This is a genomic window from Paenibacillus rhizolycopersici, from assembly GCF_014947195.2.
In the GTDB taxonomy this organism is placed as follows: Bacteria; Bacillota; Bacilli; order Paenibacillales; family Paenibacillaceae; genus Fontibacillus; species Fontibacillus rhizolycopersici.
Genome location: NZ_JADCNN020000010.1, coordinates 85685 through 105841, shown reverse-complemented (window position 1 = coordinate 105841; position 20157 = coordinate 85685). Strand labels below are relative to the sequence as shown.

Below are 20157 nucleotides of genomic sequence, written 5' to 3'. Positions count from 1 at the left end.
TTAAACTCCTCTTCTGTAGTGATACAGTCTCGAAATTGAACCGGTTACGTCTGATAGAAATCCAGAGACGATTAGGACGATGAACATCACCTTCAAGGGCTGGTCTATCACCAATGAGCCCATGGCTAGAAGGAAACCAAGGACAAACACAGCAAATGAATTTCGAAAGGCCAACAAGTCGATGCGCTTATCCATTTCATCCGCGAAAGCAGGTTCCTTTTCACCCGTCGTTATTCGGAAGAGGATGTTAAAAATGATGCTGATCACGATATGTGCTGCGATGGAAACCAAGGTTAACACCAGAACGAAGGACCCCCAGTAATGGAAAGTTACATTTGAATCCAGCACTTCATTGGGATACTCCGGGTACTTGTACAGGCAGTACACTGTAAAAATAAGTATGGTGCTGATTAACGATACGATGCTCTTCTTTTCCTGATACGTCATGTAGACACCGCCTTCAATAAAGTAAAGTTTATTAAACATAATGTATACTAAACTATACATAATGTCAATTTTATTTTACGATCTGGGTGTCCCCTGCTCTAATCCCAGACCTTGAACAAGGCCATTACTACAGCAAATAGGAAATAAAGAAGCTCGCTGCGGTGACAGCGAGCTTCTCATTAAATCTTTTGTAGATGTGTATTCGTAAATGATGAATCTGGGTATTTCAACCCCGCCCCTATGGCTCGATCCATACAGATATGAGCGATCCAGATCACCGACCCTAATAGCAGATTATCGTTTGACAAATATAAGGAGCCTGATGCTAGTAACAGGGGAAAAATAAAGGTGTGCCCGAAATTGTAAACCATCGCACCTATCCTCTTGTTCATGGCGTAACCAAGCATAGTAAGATCAGGAACAAATAAAAGAACAGCAAACAGCCAAATAGGAAAGTGCAGCTGGATGTAAATGAATAAAGAAAGTGCAAAGGCAAGTGCATATTCAACGTGAACGATTTGTTTATTCGTCATCTTATCTCTCCTCCTTATTCATCATTTTGAAATAAACTAAGCAATAATTTTTCAATATCATCTACATTCTCTGGATACTCCACTTCACTTGCAAGTTCCTTAATGGTTTGCACGACTTTCAAGGCCTGTTGGTAAAACCGGATTTTTTCCTCCAGATTCATCATTTTTTGATTCAACAACATCACAGTAGTATCCTTACATTCTGTCGATATCGATCTGTCGTCTCGTATTAGAAGCAATTGTTGAATTTCCTTGATTGTAAAACCTAATTGCTTTAATACGATGATAAGCTGGATCTGTTTTTCACATTCATCGTCAAATTCCCGATAGCCATTTTCCCGTCGGATTGGATTCAATAAGTTCTCTTTCTCATAAAAACGAAGGGTATCCGTTTGGAGATGATATTTGCTCGCAAAATCCTTGATTTTCATATGTGCCTCCTTCCCATAAAAATCATAACATTGGAGTAATGTCCAAGGTCAACACCTTGATTTTTCAAATACATATCGAAGAAATCCAGCATATAGGCATTGATAACGGTATTCGATCTTTCGGGCGTTATCTTTCCTGTAATGCCCAGCATTTTGAAAATCGGAGAAATAAACGGTACGTCGGTAAAATTTAAATGCTCCGTATTCTCGATATAGAGGAGTTGTCCCCCTTCGTTGACCGCATCGCGCATCCGTTCAAGCTCCAGTTTTTTGTCTGCCGCGACTTGATCCTCCCACTCTCTTGTCGAGCTCATACGATGGAGCTCCTCATCCGTGTAGGCTCGGTTATCCATCACCATTTTTAATTTTTCATAATAGCTCTCCGAGTTGATGAACATAAACGGTTTTCGCAGCCCCTCTCTGTCTCGCAGTCGGTAAAGCCCTCCATCAAGGTCTATCCCAACCGCGATCCGTGGATCGAAAGATGCGTCATAGGCCGTCGCTCCGCCGATGGAATGACCGAAGACCCCAACATGATTGAGATCGATCCTTCCTTTGAAATGACTTGGAATTTGTCCCGATTGGATGAGCTCGAATTGGTCCAGCACAAACGCCACATCGCCGGTCAGAACTTTTCCCAGCTTGTCGCGATTTCCTCTTTCCGTCTGATAATCATGGCTGGGCGAGAATAACTCGTTGGTTCTGTTGGTCGTGATTCGCCCGTCCGGAAACTCGGTTGCAAATGTATTGTAGGTGGGGTCAATCACGGCCACGATATATCCATGACTCGCGATATTTTCGGCTTGCGACGTGTGGAGGAACCTGGAAGAACCGTTGCCTGGATTGGCAAGGATCAACGGGTATGAAATCTGTGCCGAAGAGACTTCGGCCCTCGAATAAGAATGACTCGATACATACTTTAGGTGTTGAAAAAGAAACCCGGGAAGGCCATAGTTCTCAGCCATATACCGTAAAATCGGGGTATCGGGAATAAAGGGAGCGTACTTGCCGGTGCCGGCCTGAGCCGGATACCATACCTGAACCATCAATTCTCTCTTCCCATCGCTGGCTTCGCCAAAAATCTCTTCCCGATGTGCATCTACGAAATGAAAGGATTGCGTGCCTACCTGATATTCGCCTGTCGGCTCAGGGGATCGAAACACAGGAAAAGCATACAGGAGACCCGCTGTTCCGACTAGCATGATCGCTATAGCGGTATAAACTGAACCCAACATGAATCGCGGGATTTTGGGGAAGCCCGTTTTTTTCAAATAACGATAACCTGAAATGACTAAAAACAGGATCGTTATGCAATAAGGGAACAATAGCTGAATTCTGTATCCTTCCACCGTCCCGTGAATGACCAATAGCAGTGTGGCGATCCCGCTTAGAGCGAAGAGCGGAGTTCTTCGACGTCCTTTTTTTAAGCCGACGGTTAACGCAAACAAACCGAGGTTTGACAACAGAAGCAACAGTTCAAACAACCTCATCAAGATACCCCTTTTCAAAATTCCGACTTCGTTCCTCCCATCTTATCCTGCCAGGCTGGCCTAAACCATCGAATTTGCCTTATCTCAACCTAACAACTTAGTCATTCGATCTTGGGAGATTGGAAGACTTGTATAACGATTTTCTGAAAATCGGATGGTTTTTACAAATTAGGACGATCGTGCTAATCTGATGTTGTTGCAAATTTGACGATCGTCCTAATTTTAATTGAGCCGACGGTCCGTAAAGAAAGGTCGGCTGTGGAGGTATTCATCATGAAGGGGAAAGCGACGCGGGAACACATTATCGATTCGGCCGACCGACTATTTTATGAGCGCGGTTACGAACATACCTCTTTTGCGGATATTGCCGATTCCGTCCAAATCTCCAAAGGAAACTTCTATTACTATTTCAAATCCAAGGACGAGATATTGGATGCCGTCATCCAAGTGCGGCTAGAGAATACCCGAAACATGCTCGTGCGTTGGGAAGAGGATGGGGAACGGCCCGAGGATCGCATCAAGAGCTTTATTCACCTCCTGACTGCAAACCAGACGGATATCCAAATGTACGGCTGCCCCGTCGGTACGCTATGCACAGAGCTGTCAAAACTGAATCATGCCTCCCAACCGGAAGCGATTGAGCTGTTCAACCTCTTTCGGAGTTGGCTAAGCCGGCAGTTCACTCTGCTAGGCCGCGAAGCTGAAGCCGACGAGTTGGCGATGCACCTCCTGCCCGTAGCCAAGGCGTCGCTACGCTGGCACAAGCTTTTCGGGACGAGAAGTTTATACGGTATGAAATTGAACAGATGTGCGTCTGGTTGAGCTCGCTGCTGGCACATTCGAATGAGGAGGAAGACCATGAACACAATCATAGCAGGAAAGGACGGTAGACCGCGTTGTAGATGGTGCGGCGCCGCCCCGGAATTTCTTGATTATCACGATACCGAATGGGGGTTCCCTGTCGACGACGATCGGCGGTTGTTCGAGAAGATCTGCCTGGAAGGCTTCCAATCGGGCCTGAGTTGGCGAACGATTCTAGTGAAACGTGAGAACTTCCGTGCTGCATTCCATGATTTTGACTTTAACCGGATCGCGGACTATACAGATCGCGACTTAGAGCGTCTACTCGGGAATGAAGGCATCATCCGCCATCGGGGCAAGATCGAGGCGGTCATCAATAATGCACGGAGGGCGCAAGAGATGGTCCAACGGGAGGGCTCGTTGGCCGCCTTCTTCTGGAAATACGAGCCGGACCCGAGTCAACTTGCGGAGCCGCAGACCGCATCCACTTCGGCGCTATCGATCGCGCTATCGAAGGAACTCAAAAAGCTTGGCTGGAAATTCGTCGGCCCGACGACGATGTACGCTTTCATGCAAGCGATGGGGTTAATCAACGATCATGTTGAGGACTGCGTTATTAGGGCAGAGGTTGAGCTCGCGCGCCAACAGTTCCAGCGTCCCCGGGCGGCAGGCCGTTCATGAAAAAAGGACAGTTAAGGCTACTCCATGTGCCCTAACTGTCTTTTTGCTAACTAATTTTAAAACGTATTATATACATTTGCGCATTCTTCCGCCGTCGGTTCATAGAAACAATGTTTCTTCCATCGACCAACAAACGGCTGATTATACCATGTTGGCGGACAGGGTCCGGGGTTGTCATACGATCCTGGGCGGAAATACCATAGCGAGAATTTGGCTGGCCAACTCCGTTCTCCGTTCACCACCCGTTGCGCCAGACGGCGTTCTCTATCTCTTGCTTTTTGATAGTACATCCCATGTTGCAGCGCTTCGAACGCATGCGGCTGGTTTATCATTTGGGGAATGGTCCGGATTCCTGTAAAGTCGGAACAATTCGCTCTGATTCGGTTAATGCCAACTGCTCCAACATGGAGCATGCCCGTTTCGCCTTCGGCCTCCGCCTCGGCCCGAAGCAACCTTGCCAACATATCGATATCCTGTTGCCTGGATTTCACGACTGCCATTTGCTCACCTCATTCGATTTCTAGACCCATCATATTTGAGGTGAAGCGGATGTGTGACTCTGGAAATCCTGGCCATTTCGTTTTTTGTGAAACAAGTCACAATTTGAATTATTATTCATGCTATCATTATTAGCTAATAGATCCATCTCCTAAAGGGAGATTCCATAAAGGAGGTTTTTTATATGTCTAAAGATAAATTGTCAGAATTAATTAGCCCTGAAGCGATCATCAATTTTGAAACGGGTGCAATTCAAGCAAGCACTTTGGATTCGATTATTAATCTATTGCCGTTTGAAATGGGTTTTTGCGATGCTAACGATATTTTCCGCTGGTATTCAAATAATCCAAACCGTGTCCATGGTCGTCGTAAAGAAGCCATTGGTCGCCATGTGCTTGAACTTCATCCCAGAGTGGCGCACCACGTTGAAAAATTGTTGAATGATTTTCGTTCAGGAGCACGCGATGAATGGGAATTTTGGTTCCCGAAACGATCTGGGGAATCCGGCCAAATTTATCAAAAATTCATGGCTGTACGGGATAAAAACGGAACCTATCTGGGTTGTATGGATGTTACCGTTAATATTGACCTTTTCCAAGGAAAAGAAGGCAAACACACCCCTGAAACGATTGACGAGTTTATAGCTATTGATCCTAAATGACGATTAATTTTCGTAAAAATGTCTAAAAGCCTTTTCGAGTTCTCTATTTGCTTGCTCCCACACCTTGTCCGCAGACAAGATATCCGTTCCTTGCGCGCGAACCAAATCGAACTGGCTAAAGCCCATGATATTCGTAAACATCTCTTTTAGATAATTAGGGGCAAAATCTAATGCAGTATAACGGTCGTTATTCGTATAGATACCACCTGAGGCTTGCAGCAGAAGCAGTCGATAGTCATCGGTCATCAATCCCACAGAGCCCGACTCTGTGTATTTAAACGTTTCACGTGCGATGAGGATGTTATCCATGTAGTCTTTTAGCCGAGATGTAATGTTAAAGTTATGCAGCGGCGTTGAAATGACGATCCGATGATAGTCCTTGAATTGGGTCAATAATGCAGCAGACTGTTTGGCAATCTCTGCTTCAGTTGGGTTTAGGGCGATGTCAGACTGTTGTTTGTTCCAAATCGCAAGCAATCCATCTGCTTCAACTCTTGGAATATCCATGTCATAAAGATGAATGATTGTCAGTTTATCGTCTGGAAATTCATTCTTGTACTTATCAATGAATTTTTCTTGCAATTGAACGGAAAAGTGATTGTGGTTTGTAAAATCAGGATGTGCGTTAATAATTAAAGTTTTCATATATAAAACTCCTTTGTTTTTGATAAACTAAGTGTACCCTTAAAAGGTGACAATATTAGACACCATTAAACAAAGGCGGAGGAAAGATTGAAAAAAGCAGAACGTCTCAATCAGGAACTTATTTTTTTGAGCAATAAACACGAATTTCGCTTAAAAGACTTGATGGAAGAGTTCCATATTTCTAAAAGAACGGCACTAAGAGATCTTGAAGAATTGGCTGGGTTGGGTTTGCCTTATTATACAGAAAGCGGCAGATACGGTGGTTATAAATTGATTAACCAAACCCTGCTGCCCCCAGTTTATTTCAACAAGGATGAGATTCGAGCTATTTTTTTCGCATTGAACGCCCTAAGCATTCTCTCAAGCACACCTTTCGAAAAATCATATCCCCATATCCGACAGAAATTATTGGCCACTTTACCTAAGAGCCAGCAAGAGTATCTTGATCGGATGCTTGAGGTGGTTCGGTATTATAGCGTTGCTCCAATTCATCCGCCAGAATATCTTGCGCTTATCTTAACTGCGATTATGGAAGAAAAAGTGGTTCGAATGATCTACTCTCAACATGAAACCATTCAAATTGATCTTCAGGTTTATGAATTGTTTTATCGCAATGGCATTTGGTTTTGTAGTGCTTACGAGGTAAACCAAGGAATGTGGGGAACCTATCGCTGTGATTATATGTCAGAGTGCGAAATTCTTGAAGAAATTGAACAGACCCACTCCCTTAAAGAACTGAAGATTTCTCATGAGGAACACAAAAGAAATTATCATAATATCCCTTTTCGTGCTCAATTAACTTCGTTTGGGAAAGAATTATTTTTAAAGCATCATTACCCGAATATGGTGCTTGAAGAGAAGGATGGGATCTCTTATCTGACGGGTGGCTATAATGAAGCTGAACTCGATTACATGACGCATTATCTTTGTTCGTATGGAAAACATGTAAAAATTGAATTTCCGGAACAGCTCAAGAAAAGTTATCTCCAACAACTTGAAGAAATAAAGTCACAATATCTCTAGCTATTTGTATTACATCGTTCGGTAAGGACGAGATTTGACCCCATCCCGAGATGTGATCGATAGTATCGCGCAGGCACTCCGACTAGCTCCAGCCGAGAAGAGTCATTTACATCAGTTATGGAATCCTCATGAATATGAGACGCCTTCTCCGGCTTCGCTCGTAATCAACCTGCAAATGCAGAAGATTATCGATCAATTGACTTACCCTTCTCATATCACCAACGGGAGGAGCGAAGTGCTCGTACATCTGCATTTACACGCCGGCTACAAAGGAATCGGGTGCTGACTGTTAATATTTTTACTAGTAAAAGCGTTATGTGGTTGCCTCAATAAGGATTGATTAGAATGGGCTCATGTTCGAACGATCCAAAGACCAGAAATGAGGGAATCCTATGTTGCAACAAAGAAAACTAGGGAACGAAGGGCTTGAAGTGTCGGCAATTAGCCTCGGGACGATGATGATGCCTGACAACGAAGAATCCGTACGTACCATTCAGGGGGCACTGGATATGGGCGTGACGATGTTTGATACGGCTGACCTTTATGGGACGGAATACTCGCTCGGGCGATTCGGGGAAAATGAGAAGCTTGTCGGACGTGCGCTTAAGGGCCGGCGCGACGAGGTCGTTATTGCTACTAAATTCGGAATCACGCATGGTCAAGGTCCGAAAGGGGATCCCGCCTACATCAAGAAATCCGTTGATGCCAGCCTCTACAGCCTGGGACTGGATTATATCGATCTCTATTACCAACATCGGCCTGATCCAAATACTCCTATCGAAGAAACGGTCGGCACGATGGCTGACCTCGTTAAGCAAGGGAAGATCCGATACATCGGTTTGTCGGAGGCACCAGCCGATATGATCCGAAGAGCTCATGCGGTTCATCCGCTTACCGCTGTCGAAACCGAATATTCGCTCTGGAGCAGGGAAGTCGAGGATGAAGTCATCCCGGTCCTAAAGGAACTGCGTATCGGCTTTGTCCCTTACAGCCCGCTTGGCCGCGGCTTTCTGACCGGCCAGATCAAGAAATTCGAGGATTTGCCGGAAGACGACTATCGGCGCTATTACCCGCGGTTTCAGGGCGAGAACTTTGCCAAGAACGTTGAGGTCGTCTCTCTCATCGAGAAAATGGCCGCTCATAAAGGCTGTACTCCCGCCCAATTGAGTCTAGCCTGGCTACTGGCACAAGGCGAGCAGATCGTGCCGATTCCGGGAACGAAACGATTGGACCGCGTACAAGAGAACCTTGGTGCGCTGCAAGTGACGCTGACGGCCGATGATCTGGCCGAGATTGAACGTATATCCCCTAAGGGCGTGGCTGCAGGTGGTCGCTTCGGCGCCTACTAATTTCATAAAAATTAAAAGCTCAATTAGGCGGCCTTGGTCCTGTACTCCATCGGACTGAGGCCGTTTAATTTTCTCTGTATTTCAATGTTCCCCAGAAGGATTCCATGGGTCCGTTATCGTCATCGGCCTACTCGGGACATACTCTGCTTCATGCTGGCAGCATCCAGCTTTTCTTAGATTGTTGTTGGAGTGCCCCAGCACGTAAGACTCAATCGTATTATCATGGAGGTCAAGAATCGCGCTTAAAAACATCTTTCAATAAACACTTGCTATCCGAAAATTAATCAGTTATGCTGATTATATAATATACGGATTATCACAGGAGGTGATTGTTGGGGTGAATAAATGGAATCAATCTTATGGTTTTTTGCTTGGAAAAGTTCTGCAACAAATGGAAAATAAGTTTGCCGAAGGACTTCTCCCCTTCAATATTCATGCAAGACAATATGGGGTACTTTTATTTGTTCAGGAGAACCCTTATTCATCACAAAAAGAGATTTCAGATAACCTACAAATCGACAGGACCACGATGGTAAGCCACATGGACCATTTGGAATCTTTAGGATTTGTGGAGCGTACAAAGAACCCTAATGATCGAAGATCCTATAGTCTTGTGATCACTGAAAAGGGAAAAGAGGTTTTAGACTCACGTTGGGAATTTTTAAACCAGATCGAATTAGACGTTTTAGCTCCTTTATCTCAGCAAGAAAAGCAATTACTTAAAGACTCGCTTGTTAAAGTTTGGAGATCACTATAAAGAACAGGAGATGTTAAATATGAATGCACTTGATTATTTTAATGCACGTCTGGAAGCAACGATTAGCCCTATGGATTATATGAGATCTAACCAAATGGATCCGGAGAAATACTTCTTAATGGATGTTAGAAACGGCCCCATTCATGTAAGAAGTGTAACCATTAAGGATGCTCATGTGATACCTGAACAAGAATTGCCCAGCCGATTAAATGAAGTACCCAAGGATAAGGAAATTATCGTGTATTGCTGGGATGTCTGGTGCAATACTGCGGCTAAAGTAGCAAAGTCTTTATTGGAGCAAGGTTATCAAGTTAAAGAGTTGACCGGAGGAATTGCGGCATGGCAAGAAATGAACTTTCCTGTCTCAGACACAACAAAAGTTGATCAAATATCTGATCATTGTGGATGCTAATTCAAGGCACACGATCTTCTGCTTTACGACCATTTGTAATACGGCATCTCCATATTCCCCATTCCCTTCTACGGCACCCCATACTCGAATTCAGCTGGCTACGGAAGAGCCTTTGTAGGCTCTGTTTTTCGGTTGAGGACGAAACCACGATGCTACAAGGGCCAATAGGGAAGTCCATAGCAATGCGATGATAACCCAGCGGTAGCCGTGAATGATGAAAGCAAAATCAACGTCCGAAACCACAGCGTTTTTTCCGGAATACAGCACGTTTTTTATATGGGCCGGCAGCGCCGCACTGACAATGGTTAAAGAAAGGGCCGTACTCAGGACCTGGCCCAAGTTATAGAGCATGGACCGCAGCCCATTTGCCACCCCTCGGCTGTTCTCAGGAACGGATGACATGATCTCCATCGTATTCGGAGTCAGAAATAAGCCCGTCCCGATGCCGATTAACAGCATCCCGCATGCGGTGGCCGCGTAAGGGAAATTCCCTCCGAGAACGAATAAGAGCAGCAGAAGTCCTGCTATGGATAGGAGTATTCCAAGCGAGGATAGGACTCGAAGAGCGATTCTCTTGGTTAACATGCCGGCAACGGGAGATATGATCAACATCCCTATCGTAATGGGAAGAATCCTTAGACCGGCATCCAGTGCGTTTTGGTGGAAGGCAAATTGGTAGTACAGCGCAAAAAGTAGGGCAACCGCCGTGCGAGCAAAGGAATGAAAGAAGGTAGCGATATTCGCCATAGCGAACATCCAATTCTTAAAAAGACTTAGTTCCAGTAAAGGGGAAGCCGATCGATGCTCATACCCTAAAAATATTGGAGTTATTACCGCGAATACAGCAAAACCTCCAATCACTTGCTTGTCTCCCCAGCCCAACTCTCCCCCCTTGGATAGAGCTAGGATTAAACCAGCTAAAGCGATAAAGACAAGGATACCCCCATATCGATCGACTTGGGTTCGAGGCTCTGTCAGCGGCTTCTCCCTTAGAATTTGGAGCCCCCAGATGAAGGCCATGATACCGAAGGGGACATTGAACCAGAATACCCACCTCCAGCCCCAAGCCGTCGTTACCAGGCCGCCTACGACGGGGCCTAGCACCTGCGCCATGGAAGCGGACAAGATATTCAGGCCTAGACCGGTACCAAGCTGCGATTGGGGAAAAGCATCGGTTATCAAAGACGTAGTGTTCGTCACCACGAGAGCTCCCCCGGCAGCCTGTATGATGCGGAGAAGAATGAGCACCCCTGCGTTCGGGGAATAGCCAAGAAGCAGACTGGTCACGGTAAAGACGGCCAACCCTATTAAGTACATCCTTCTTTTCCCAAAAATATCCGAAATTTGACCGAAAACCAAAATCAAAATGGTGTTAACCAACATGTAGGAAAGTACAATCCAGCTAGAAGTAGCTGCATCTGCATGAAAATGCCGGCTTAGTTCCGGCAATGCGACATTCAGCGTTCCGATATTGACCAGAACCAGAAACGCACCGAGGCTGGTTACGGATAGGACATACCAGGGGTACATCCGATCGTTCTGGGGACTTCCCCTTGGGATCATAGAGATCAACCTCCTGCAATAGCCTTAGGATTCCCTTTCAGTAAGGGCAGAGATGATTTCTTGGGTGGTCCGAGTACGCCCAATACGCGGAAAAATATAGTTTTTCACGTAATCATGCTCGGCTTGGGAAAACCCGGTCATTGCATCAATTGCAAAAATCTGCTGATAACCATGCATAAATGCTTCCCGTGCAGTCGTATCCACACCAAGTCCGGTTGCGATGCCGCATAACACGATGGTATCGATTCCCCTGCGGCGCAGCTGCAGGTCCAGCTCCGTCCCGTAAAAGGCCCCCCACTGCTTCTTGGTAATAATGTGGTCCGTATCAGCGACCCGCATTTCCGGGACGATCTCATCCCATCCCTCAGGTAGATTCAGTGCAGGTGCAGGGGTATCCAACTTGGGTTTAGGGATATCCTTCAGGTCTTTGCTGGATACCCGGACCAGGGCAACCATCGAGCCTTGCTTACGGAATGCATCTGCCAAGTCGGCGGCGTTGGATACCACTTGCTCGGCGGAATAAGGGGCATATTGGTTCCCCAACCACTTTTGAAGATCAATGACAACCAGCGCTGTTTTTTGCGGATCAAATAATTTTTCCATACCGTTATTCTCCCCATCATTCATATTTGACCGCGTGTTAACAATCTCGAACTCACAGTCATTTGACTTGATGTTTTATATTTTGTACTATGATTCATAGTACGTCAAGGGGGAGAATCTTTTTATGAATGTGACAAGGGAAGAAGTTATACAATCAGCGACGAGGCTTTTTAAGGAACGTGGGTTTCTTTCGACGACGATCCAGGATATTGCCGATGATTGCGGTATTTCCAAAGGATCGGTCTATAAATTCTTTCCTTCCAAAGAGGATCTCTTTAGCGAGGTATTTAATCAATGTCATAACCATTATTTTGATCAAGTCGATGAGCTGACACGTCTTCCCGGACTATCGCCGGAAGAACAGTTTGTTCAGCAGATCGTTTTGCGATTCCGCTACTTTATGGAGTACAAACATATTCTGGTCGAATTTACGGAGCTCCCTATTCAACAGGATCCCAAGTTCCAGCCGCTGAGACACAAGGTTAGGGGCCGGCTCATCCGATGGCATAGAGAGTGTTTGCTGCATGTATATGGCGAGGAAATCCAACCGTATCTATGGGATTTGGTTGCCATCTATCGGGCGATTCTGAAGGAATATCTATTTTGGATTGTATATGAGGAGAGGTCGTTATCCCTCGAGGAAACGGCGAAGTTCATCTTGGACAAGCTCCATGTGCTCGTTAAGCATATGATGACGTCCGAGCCTAAGTCTATGCTGAACCAAACTTCATTCGAGAGGTATTTAAACTGGGGATTCGAGGACCGGCAGGGTGAGAAGGAGCAGATTCTCTCAGAACTGTTTCGGGAGATGGATACGGCCATGAATACGATCCCGGCCGGTGCCGCACATCGATCGGAAATAAGGGAGCTTTCCCATTTCATCCAGACGGAGGTTAGCAAGGAGGCAGCGAATCATCCGTTAATACAGGCCTCGCTGTCCTATTTGGAGAGGGAGAAGGAACTTAAAAGTCTGGTCGTTCAGTTGAGGAATGTTATATTCTCGGGGATATAAATTGATGGATACCAGCCCCCCTGGGTTCAGGTCCAAGCCCAAAAGAATCCGTCGCGGTCCCAAGCAATTCTGCCGCCGTGAAGTTTGCGAAAAGCCTTCTTCACCTCTTTAGACAGCGATGCATTTCCGTTCTCATTCACGAAAACAAATTGTTCGCCGAAATGGGCCTTCACATTTTCAATCGCATCGGTCTGATATAGGTTTCCCCTAAACCTGATTTCCTTGACCATCCATTCTGCCACTTCCTGTGCGGTTACTTCCATAGGATGATGCTCCTTTCTACTCGCTTGTTATCGTAATATTTTTCACATGAAATAAGACTTCACAATGATATGTTTAATAGTATAAGCCTTATTCCAATTTGGGGGGGACTAAATTGAACAAGTACGACGAATCCATGAAGCTGCTGGAAGATAAATTAGGCAACAAGGACGGTCTGATCTCATTGTCTACCATCGCGCTGGAGCCGGGGGCCGATGGCAAAAGCCGCCCCGCCGCCCGTATTGTGGACGCCTACTATGAGGACGGCGCGTTCTACACCGTCACCTACGCAACTTCAAACAAGATGCAGCAGATCGCCCAAAACCCCGAAGTCGCCGTTTGTATCATCGTCGAAAACTTTACAGCCGATGGGATCGCTGAAAACCTGGGCTGGGTGTGTGACGAGAAAAACGCGGAGATGATGACGAAGCTGCGCAAAATATTTGCCGAGTGGTATTACGAAGCCAATAACGACGAAGACCCTAACACCTGTCTGCTGCGCATTCGCCTGACAAAGGGCCTGTGGAATGATGCCCATAAAGGGATCCGAACTGAGATTGATTTTGTCAATAAGACGGTAAATTAAGCGGTCTATGGGGTACGCCTTACACTGGATCGATCCTTCCCTTCGGCAGTAACCGCATCCTCAATAACTCATCATCGCTAATGCCTCTTCATTATCAGGTTCAAGTTCCAACAACTTTTGCAAGTACCTCTTTGCGTCTTCAATGAAGTCTAACTCGAAACAGCAAATGGCTAGGCAATAAAATACAGTGGATACAACCTCGTCTTGCTCTTCGTGTACCGAAATCTCCAAATAATATTTGGAAGGTTCGTACATGTCCATCTCAAAAAGGATCAATCCCGCATCGAGCGCCAGATCATATCGCTGCTCCATGACGTAGTACGAGGACCACATCCGTTGAATGCCACTAAGCAAATCCTGCTTTTCGTCTTCATTGGATTCTAGCAACAGGCTGGAAATCCGCTTCGTGCTCTGAATGAAAAATTCCGCATCATAACCGCCCAAACGCCAGAAACTTAAGATTTGCTGCAACTCCATGCTATCTAGATTGCGATCCACCCACCCTTTCATATTAAAAAAATCATCAGGACCAAAGCGTTCGATACAACGACGGTAGGCTAATCGCAAGTGATGATAATCCAATGGTTTATCAAGATAGAGAATACAGCCCACATTAATATTTTTATAATGATGCGGAGGGAATAACGCCTCAGCTCCTTTTTGTTCGTAGACATACTTCATCGCATGGTAGTTTGCCGTTAATGAAAAGCTTCCATGTAAAATCAACTCGGGCGGTTCTGCAAAAGCCCAGCTATCCAGCAAGTGATCTCCTTTGTCTGCTGTGATCAAAAGAAATCCCGACGGGGATAACCGATTCAAACGCTCCAAACAAGCGATACCGGCAGCAGGAAATAAAATATGCGAGTCTTCAAGTTGTTCCTGATAAATGGAAATCACATTGCGGTAAGGATAGGTTTCCTGTTCGTACTCAGGCGCTCGTCGATGCTCATAGCTTAAATGGATTTGATCTAACCATTCTGCGGGTTGAAGCGAATCATGATGTTCGGGTTGCTCAACGTAAACATCCGTTTCATAAACCTTCCCCTCTCCAATGTAAATCAATTCCTGCGGTATGCTATCGAAGAAGTAGTTGGCAATAAGGATTAGGGGTTGGTTTAAATCTCCTTCACGAATGGTTGTGCCTGTTACAATGAGGTTCAGCTCTGAATCATGCACAGCATCAAATTGCGCAAAGTCCAGTAATCCTTCGGCAATAAACGTTTGAAGCGCGGGATGCGCCTTCCAAGCCATAACATTGTCCATGGCCAAATCTGTCATGATATAGCGGAACGGAGGCAGCGAGATCCCGACGTAGTCTACTAACTGACACAATTCGTTTAGCAAATGGAAAGCAAGACGTCCCGCTCCTGCTCCAAGCTCCACTATATGCACGGGCTCAGAGCCATCTCCCCTATTCACCCGATCTTGAAGAAACCCAAAGATCATTTCTGCATAGGCAGCTGCAATCATGGGATTACTCGTTATATATTGGGGGACTTGGTCATTATTCCAGGCCCTCGTTCCCTTCTCTTCATAATACTCTCGCTGGACTTTCCAGATTGGCGCTTCACTGAAACGGTAACGTTTAGGATTACTTGTCATTTTAAGCCTGCTTGAAAAATACTTTGTCTTCGTTATATTTGGCCTTGCCCTCATTAATGATGTACGTTTCATAAATTTCTCTGTGGACAGGATCTTCCACGATACAAACTTCGATTTTCGTTACTTCGTCTCTATGCATTCTGATCGGGGATACGGCATCCTCAAAATGTTTTTTTATTCTCGGTCTTAGCTTTCTGGCTTTTCCGACGAACAACAATTCATCTTTATCGTTGTAAAACATGAAAATCCCACCTAACTCTCTAGTGATCAGGTGAAATTCGGTGAAGCCGTAAATGTTACTTTCCTGAGGATTAACCTTTTTGGTTATGGTGACATCAGGGGTGGGAATGGTGATATTGATCATTATCGTCTACTTCCTTTGCCTGTATTAGATTGTTTGCTGTGCCCGTACTCCGAGCTTAAACCATCATATCATTATACCCAACTTCTTACGATTCTCGCTTTCCCTATTCCGTTTCATTTGGAGATGTTAACGGATTTTTGAGGGCCGGGAGTACGACGCCGTCGATGAGCGAAGTGTAGAAATGCTTGTCGAATGTTTTGTGCTGTACGAGTCCGCGATAAGAAGCCATTGAAGTTATAACCTGGCAAGCCATCTCTATATCCGCGCGGGCGGAGATTTCACCGCGGCCGACGGCCCGGTGCATGAGCTCACGATTCACTACTGCCCACGGTTCAAAGATCTCTCCTTTAATGGATTCGGAATTCTGCGAATAAAAGGAGCCCAGGCCTGCGAGCACTCGAAGTTTGCGTTCACCTTCCTCGATCGATTGCGGCTTCAATAGCGCAAGCAGATCATTGCGCAAGGTTCCCGTATCGGGCAAGACGTCAAGCTCAAGATGATTTCGATTCATCCAGGTTAAGGCATCTCGGACTAACTCGGTTTTGGAGGACCAGCGGCGATACACCGTCGCCTTTCCGGCCTTCGCTCTAGCTGCGACCATGTCCATTGTCATTCCATCAAAACCGGCTTCAGCGAGGATGTCGATGGTCGCTTCCAGGATTTTAGCATCCCGCGTGTGATCTCGTTTTCGGCCTAATGATTTCTCAGGTTTTTCCGCTACTTTGTCAGCTAATTGGGTCCCGACGGACTCTTCACTTTTCATTTTATTCATTAAATTCAACTCTCTTTTTCGATACTATTTAGTTCCGGAACTTGACAGTCTCGTATTACGGTGCTTTAATTTAAGTATCCCACACCGAACAGGGAATTTAAAGGAGGAGTATACCATGGATAAAAAAGTTTGGTTCATCACGGGGGCCTCTCGCGGTTTAGGACGCATATGGGCAGAAGCCGCACTCACGCGTGGCGATAAAGTTGCAGCTACCGCCCGCAAATTGGAGGACGTTGCCGATTTGAAGGAACGTTTCGGAGACCTCGTTCTTCCCATGGCACTCGACGTAACGGATGCTGAGCAGGTTCGCCAGGTCGTTCAGCAGGCTCATTCCCATTTCGGCAAGCTGGACGTTGTCCTCAATAATGCCGGTTACACCTTGGTCGGAATGGTCGAGGAGGCAAGCGAAGTCGAGGTCCGCGCTCTGTTTGATGCGAACTACTTTGGTTATCTTCGAGTCATCCAAGCCGCCTTGCCATTGCTGAGAAAGCAGGGTAGCGGGCATTTGCTCAGTGTTTCAAGCTCCCTTGGGATCGAAGCAAGGCCGCTCATCGGCTTCTATTGCTCCTCCAAATGGGCGATCGAAGGACTCCACGAAAGCCTGGCGCAAGAGGTCAAGGACTTTGGGATTAAGGTAACGCTGCTCGAACCCGGTGCCTATGCGACCGAGTTTGGCGCTTCAGGTAAGCGAGTACCGGAAATGGACGTCTATGCCGATGTACGGAAGCAGGTGTTCTCGCGTCTATCCAGCGAAAAACGCGGCAACCCTCAAGCGACGGCAGAAGCCGTTCTCAAGATCGTGGACGCAGCGGAACCCCCACTACGATTTGCGCTCGGTTCGGAAGTCTTGCCTGTAGCGCGCGACATCTATGCTGACCGTCTAGCTACCTGGGAAGCTTGGGAGCCGGTCTCGAATGCAGCGCAAGGAAGTTAACCAACCGGCTTTCTATTGACGATTCCTATAATTTGCTTTCCTACAATTTCATCAACCTTGTAACGCTTAGTTATTTGTGCACTTGAGGATTTCATCCCGATCTCCGGTCCAAAATCAATCTTAAGCTTTATCGCAGGGACCTTTGCTTCTTCAAAAAACTCCGCTTCCTTAATCGTTCCGACACGAATATCTAGTGCTGCAAAATCATCGATCGTTGCCAACGTTTTGCCTCCTCCTCCACAGGACTTTATAAGTTCCGCTCGGTGTTGCATTCTACTGCGCTGGGCGAAACGGCTGCAGGAGTCGAATCCCTTCCTCAATGGATCCCTCCATCAGTTCTAAGAGCTGGGGCACCAGTTCCTGCATCCGGGGGGCGCTCAGGTGCCGATCGAGGGCATCCCGGTTTTCCCAGCGCTCGTAGATGATGAATGTACCAGGCTGGCCTTCTACCTCGTGAGCCTCGTAGTCAATGTTGCCCAAGTCGTTGCGCGACGGGGTGACAGCCGCAGTCATGAAAGCCTTCATCTCGGCTTCTCTCCCTGCCTTAGCTCTCGCCTCCCAGAGTACAGTAACGTAAGGGTTCTTTGTATCGTTCATGCTAATTCCTCCTAAGTTTCACGCTATTTTTAAGCACGTCCAAAAGAACGATTAAAGCCTTGGCCCGCAAGAACATCTTGACGAACTACATCTAAACGGCGTGTTTGGTATTCACCCAAAGCTCTTGATATCGAATTCGGATACTGTTTAATGGAGTCCATAATGGCAACCGTATCATCAAGCGAGTCATTAAAGCCTGCGCCCGTCATTGGTGACATGGTATGAGCTGCATCGCCGATCATGGCTATTCTTCCTTTTGACAATATATTAGGGATGTATTCATTCACAGGTGCCCCGATTAAACTGCGGTCCTTAATCGCGATTTGCAAAATGGCATCATCTTCTTTACTCCAATTGGCCCGGCTGGTTTGTAATAGTTCTTCCAGCAGCGAATCGGGAATAGCTTCACCGTATAAGGAATGCTGGGCAATCCCGTCCTTTAACACGCCTAACTCAGTCAGCAATTGATTATGCGAATGATCAAACCAGCAATAACCTATCCATCGCTGGCCAGGATCGGTTCCCCCTTTTTTACCTGGCATCACCGCAGTTGTCAATGTACCGGCGGCACTATGGTTGAAATAAGCACTCGAAAGTTGCCGTTTTTTCCAGTCTTTCTTTGGCAGCAGTTCTTCGTCCACCTTCCCTACCCAAACTAGATAGCCGGCATAATCTGCAAATGGTCTGTCAGGATTTAAATAGCGGCGGACAATACTGCGATATCCATCTGCACCAATCAAAAAGTCACCTTTAAACGTCTGCTCCTCTTCACTGGTAGCCCAAGCTGATGATTCATTTTGCCCGACCCTAACAATTCGTGTATGGTGCTGAAGCGTAATGCCAGGTTCTTTAGCAACCGCATTGCGCAAACGTTCTTGAATGGCTGACCAGGCTTCCACATTGTTATTACCCTTGGATGCCAAGTATCTTAATTCTCGTTCAATTTTACTCTTACTATAAGGCTTTGTTTGTAAACGAATAAAAGCACCATTTCTTAATGATGAATCTGCACGTTCAAGAATGGTAACTGTATAACCTGAACGAGACAACGCAAGCCCCATCATAAGACCACCTAAAGATCCACCTACAATAATGGCATGTTCAGACTGTTTTTGTGACACCATTTGTCCTCCCGTTACTACAGTTTCATCTGGCTGCAGAGCATCCGATCGAGAAGTTTGTCTGGGAGAATACGAACCAGTCGGGTCAGTAGTGCCGAATCGCGACCAGCTGTATAGCGGGTGCGTGGCTTCTTTTCGTGGATTGCGCGTGAAATCACTGCTGCCACTTTCTCAGGGCGGATCCCGTCCTTTGCCCACATTTCAGCCTGAGCCTTCACGGCGTCAAAAAGACGATCATGACGCCTATGCTGGTCCGGCGTCATCAACTTGGCCAGCCGCTCCGCTGTCGCAATCCCTTGCTCCGTTAGGCCCGTGCTGACACCACCCGGTGTGATCATGATTACCTTGAGGCCAAACGAGGACATCTCCCTGCGGAGACTGTCATTGATCGCTTCCATCGCATACTTTGCAGCCGAATAAATTCCGAAACCAGCCATGGAGACCTTGCCCCCAAGCGAACCGATATTAACCACGCGTCCGCCGCTGTTCAGCAAGGCCGGGGTAAGCGCCTGAATAACCGCGACCTGCCCGATCACGCTGACTTCGATCTGGCGGCGAAATTCATCGAGCGGAACCATCTCAAGAGGTGCATTAACGGCGATGCCGGCATTGTTGACCACTGCCCGCAAAGGGCGACCAAGCGGATCTTGCTCCACCCTTTCGGCCAGCGCCTTTAGTGTGTCGACCTTGGTAACATCGACGATCACCGGCTCGATATTTTGGCGTTTGATTTTGTCGGCGTCTTCCTGACGACGAACCCCCGCCAAAACGTGAAATCCCTCAGCGGCGAGCTGCTCAGCGGTAGCCCTACCGATGCCGCTGGACGTACCTGTGACGACGACCAGTTCTTGCGCTTTGAATGACATAGTAACCCTCCAAGGTTTGATAAGATATGGATCACGGTATAGCACTGTTATGCCAGCATTATAGCACCGCTATACAAAGTTGTCTATAGCAGTGCTATATCTATTTTGAAGTGTTGTCCTGCGGTCCGAACAAACGTTTTGGCGGGCG

At 46.6% G+C, this 20157-nt stretch carries 26 protein-coding genes and 1 pseudogene; 11 read left to right on the top strand and 16 right to left on the bottom strand.

What is annotated here, in order from left to right:
* The 4 genes from IM700_RS12870 to IM700_RS12855 all read right to left on the bottom strand — a co-directional run bounded on the left by IM700_RS12870 (position 1) and on the right by IM700_RS12855 (position 2901).
* Entirely contained in the window at positions 1 to 447 is a 447-nt protein-coding gene (locus tag IM700_RS12870; protein ID WP_193417551.1) for a hypothetical protein, read from the bottom strand.
* Positions 448 to 626: 179 nt separating this feature from the next.
* Positions 627 to 980, bottom strand: a complete 354-nt coding sequence (locus IM700_RS12865) for a DUF4260 domain-containing protein (protein WP_193417552.1) — start codon at positions 978 to 980, stop codon at positions 627 to 629.
* A 14-nt stretch (positions 981 to 994) separates the two neighbouring features.
* Positions 995 to 1411: a MerR family transcriptional regulator gene (locus IM700_RS12860; RefSeq protein WP_193417553.1), complete on the bottom strand. Its 417-nt coding sequence runs from the start codon at positions 1409 to 1411 to the stop codon at positions 995 to 997.
* Entirely contained in the window at positions 1408 to 2901 is a 1494-nt protein-coding gene (locus IM700_RS12855) for an alpha/beta hydrolase family protein (protein ID WP_193417554.1), read from the bottom strand. Before IM700_RS12855 ends, IM700_RS12860 begins: the two co-directional genes overlap by 4 nt.
* Before the next feature lie 273 nt (positions 2902 to 3174).
* On the opposite strand from IM700_RS12855, the gene IM700_RS12850 reads away from it, so the two are divergent.
* On the top strand, positions 3175 to 3723 hold the full coding sequence (locus tag IM700_RS12850; protein WP_239483863.1) for a TetR/AcrR family transcriptional regulator: 549 nt from the start codon (positions 3175 to 3177) through the stop codon (positions 3721 to 3723).
* 36 nt (positions 3724 to 3759) lie between these two features.
* On the top strand, positions 3760 to 4383 hold the full coding sequence (locus tag IM700_RS12845; protein ID WP_193417555.1) for a DNA-3-methyladenine glycosylase I: 624 nt from the start codon (positions 3760 to 3762) through the stop codon (positions 4381 to 4383).
* A 56-nt stretch (positions 4384 to 4439) separates the two neighbouring features.
* On the opposite strand, the gene IM700_RS12840 is transcribed toward IM700_RS12845, so the two are convergent.
* A complete protein-coding gene (locus tag IM700_RS12840; RefSeq protein WP_193417556.1) occupies positions 4440 to 4883 on the bottom strand; it encodes a cell wall hydrolase in 444 nt (147 codons plus the stop codon).
* Between the two features lie 182 nt (positions 4884 to 5065).
* Here IM700_RS12840 and IM700_RS12835 point away from each other — a divergent pair, with 182 nt between their 5' ends.
* Positions 5066 to 5542, top strand: coding sequence for a PAS domain-containing protein (locus tag IM700_RS12835; protein WP_193417557.1), 477 nt, complete (start codon positions 5066 to 5068; stop codon positions 5540 to 5542).
* A gap of 3 nt (positions 5543 to 5545) precedes the next feature.
* Here IM700_RS12835 and IM700_RS12830 read toward each other — a convergent pair whose 3' ends face one another.
* The gene (locus tag IM700_RS12830; RefSeq protein WP_193417558.1) at positions 5546 to 6187 is read right to left on the bottom strand and encodes an FMN-dependent NADH-azoreductase; all 642 of its coding nucleotides are present in this window, start codon (positions 6185 to 6187) and stop codon (positions 5546 to 5548) included.
* An 87-nt stretch (positions 6188 to 6274) separates the two neighbouring features.
* On the opposite strand from IM700_RS12830, the gene IM700_RS12825 reads away from it, so the two are divergent.
* From IM700_RS12825 to IM700_RS12805, 5 genes are all read left to right on the top strand, one after another.
* Positions 6275 to 7210, top strand: coding sequence for a helix-turn-helix transcriptional regulator (locus IM700_RS12825; RefSeq protein ID WP_193417559.1), 936 nt, complete (start codon positions 6275 to 6277; stop codon positions 7208 to 7210).
* Positions 7211 to 7244: 34 nt separating this feature from the next.
* Positions 7245 to 7496 carry a hypothetical protein gene (locus IM700_RS12820; RefSeq protein ID WP_193417560.1) on the top strand — a complete coding sequence of 84 codons (252 nt, stop codon included), beginning with the start codon at positions 7245 to 7247 and terminating at the stop codon, positions 7494 to 7496.
* 109 nt (positions 7497 to 7605) lie between these two features.
* Positions 7606 to 8559 carry an aldo/keto reductase gene (locus IM700_RS12815; RefSeq protein WP_193417657.1) on the top strand — a complete coding sequence of 318 codons (954 nt, stop codon included), beginning with the start codon at positions 7606 to 7608 and terminating at the stop codon, positions 8557 to 8559.
* A 337-nt stretch (positions 8560 to 8896) separates the two neighbouring features.
* The gene (locus IM700_RS12810; protein ID WP_193417561.1) at positions 8897 to 9316 is read left to right on the top strand and encodes a MarR family winged helix-turn-helix transcriptional regulator; all 420 of its coding nucleotides are present in this window, start codon (positions 8897 to 8899) and stop codon (positions 9314 to 9316) included.
* A 19-nt stretch (positions 9317 to 9335) separates the two neighbouring features.
* The gene (locus IM700_RS12805) at positions 9336 to 9728 is read left to right on the top strand and encodes a rhodanese-like domain-containing protein (protein WP_155604593.1); all 393 of its coding nucleotides are present in this window, start codon (positions 9336 to 9338) and stop codon (positions 9726 to 9728) included.
* Between the two features lie 90 nt (positions 9729 to 9818).
* Here the strand turns inward: IM700_RS12805 and IM700_RS12800 are convergent, their stop codons facing one another.
* Complete coding sequence (locus tag IM700_RS12800) at positions 9819 to 11291, bottom strand: MFS transporter (protein ID WP_193417562.1); 1473 nt, start codon at positions 11289 to 11291, stop codon at positions 9819 to 9821.
* Positions 11292 to 11315: 24 nt separating this feature from the next.
* Positions 11316 to 11894, bottom strand: coding sequence for a hydrolase (locus IM700_RS12795; protein WP_155604591.1), 579 nt, complete (start codon positions 11892 to 11894; stop codon positions 11316 to 11318).
* Positions 11895 to 12018: 124 nt separating this feature from the next.
* Between IM700_RS12795 and IM700_RS12790 the strand changes: the two genes are divergently transcribed.
* Complete coding sequence (locus IM700_RS12790; RefSeq protein WP_193417563.1) at positions 12019 to 12906, top strand: TetR/AcrR family transcriptional regulator; 888 nt, start codon at positions 12019 to 12021, stop codon at positions 12904 to 12906.
* A 26-nt stretch (positions 12907 to 12932) separates the two neighbouring features.
* On the opposite strand, the gene IM700_RS12785 is transcribed toward IM700_RS12790, so the two are convergent.
* Entirely contained in the window at positions 12933 to 13169 is a 237-nt protein-coding gene (locus tag IM700_RS12785) for a DUF6953 family protein (protein ID WP_193417564.1), read from the bottom strand.
* Between the two features lie 113 nt (positions 13170 to 13282).
* Here IM700_RS12785 and IM700_RS12780 point away from each other — a divergent pair, with 113 nt between their 5' ends.
* Positions 13283 to 13753 carry a pyridoxamine 5'-phosphate oxidase family protein gene (locus IM700_RS12780; RefSeq protein ID WP_193417565.1) on the top strand — a complete coding sequence of 157 codons (471 nt, stop codon included), beginning with the start codon at positions 13283 to 13285 and terminating at the stop codon, positions 13751 to 13753.
* A gap of 60 nt (positions 13754 to 13813) precedes the next feature.
* Here the strand turns inward: IM700_RS12780 and IM700_RS12775 are convergent, their stop codons facing one another.
* The 3 genes from IM700_RS12775 to IM700_RS12765 all read right to left on the bottom strand — a co-directional run bounded on the left by IM700_RS12775 (position 13814) and on the right by IM700_RS12765 (position 16491).
* Complete coding sequence (locus IM700_RS12775) at positions 13814 to 15355, bottom strand: SAM-dependent methyltransferase (protein ID WP_193417566.1); 1542 nt, start codon at positions 15353 to 15355, stop codon at positions 13814 to 13816.
* A gap of 1 nt (position 15356) precedes the next feature.
* Entirely contained in the window at positions 15357 to 15719 is a 363-nt protein-coding gene (locus IM700_RS12770; RefSeq protein ID WP_155604586.1) for a nucleotide excision repair endonuclease, read from the bottom strand.
* 103 nt (positions 15720 to 15822) lie between these two features.
* Complete coding sequence (locus IM700_RS12765) at positions 15823 to 16491, bottom strand: TetR/AcrR family transcriptional regulator (protein WP_193417567.1); 669 nt, start codon at positions 16489 to 16491, stop codon at positions 15823 to 15825.
* Between the two features lie 115 nt (positions 16492 to 16606).
* On the opposite strand from IM700_RS12765, the gene IM700_RS12760 reads away from it, so the two are divergent.
* Entirely contained in the window at positions 16607 to 17425 is an 819-nt protein-coding gene (locus tag IM700_RS12760; RefSeq protein ID WP_193417568.1) for an SDR family NAD(P)-dependent oxidoreductase, read from the top strand.
* Between the two features lie 5 nt (positions 17426 to 17430).
* Here the strand turns inward: IM700_RS12760 and IM700_RS12755 are convergent.
* From IM700_RS12755 to IM700_RS12740, 4 genes and pseudogenes are all read right to left on the bottom strand, one after another.
* Positions 17431 to 17646 (bottom strand): annotated as a pseudogene (locus IM700_RS12755) (tRNA-binding protein); the annotation flags it as partial.
* A 52-nt stretch (positions 17647 to 17698) separates the two neighbouring features.
* Positions 17699 to 18022, bottom strand: a complete 324-nt coding sequence (locus IM700_RS12750; protein ID WP_025720756.1) for a putative quinol monooxygenase — start codon at positions 18020 to 18022, stop codon at positions 17699 to 17701.
* A gap of 29 nt (positions 18023 to 18051) precedes the next feature.
* The gene (locus IM700_RS12745; RefSeq protein ID WP_193417569.1) at positions 18052 to 19143 is read right to left on the bottom strand and encodes an FAD-dependent monooxygenase; all 1092 of its coding nucleotides are present in this window, start codon (positions 19141 to 19143) and stop codon (positions 18052 to 18054) included.
* A 17-nt stretch (positions 19144 to 19160) separates the two neighbouring features.
* On the bottom strand, positions 19161 to 20009 hold the full coding sequence (locus IM700_RS12740) for an SDR family NAD(P)-dependent oxidoreductase (RefSeq protein WP_193417570.1): 849 nt from the start codon (positions 20007 to 20009) through the stop codon (positions 19161 to 19163).
* Positions 20010 to 20157: the final 148 nt, after the last annotated feature.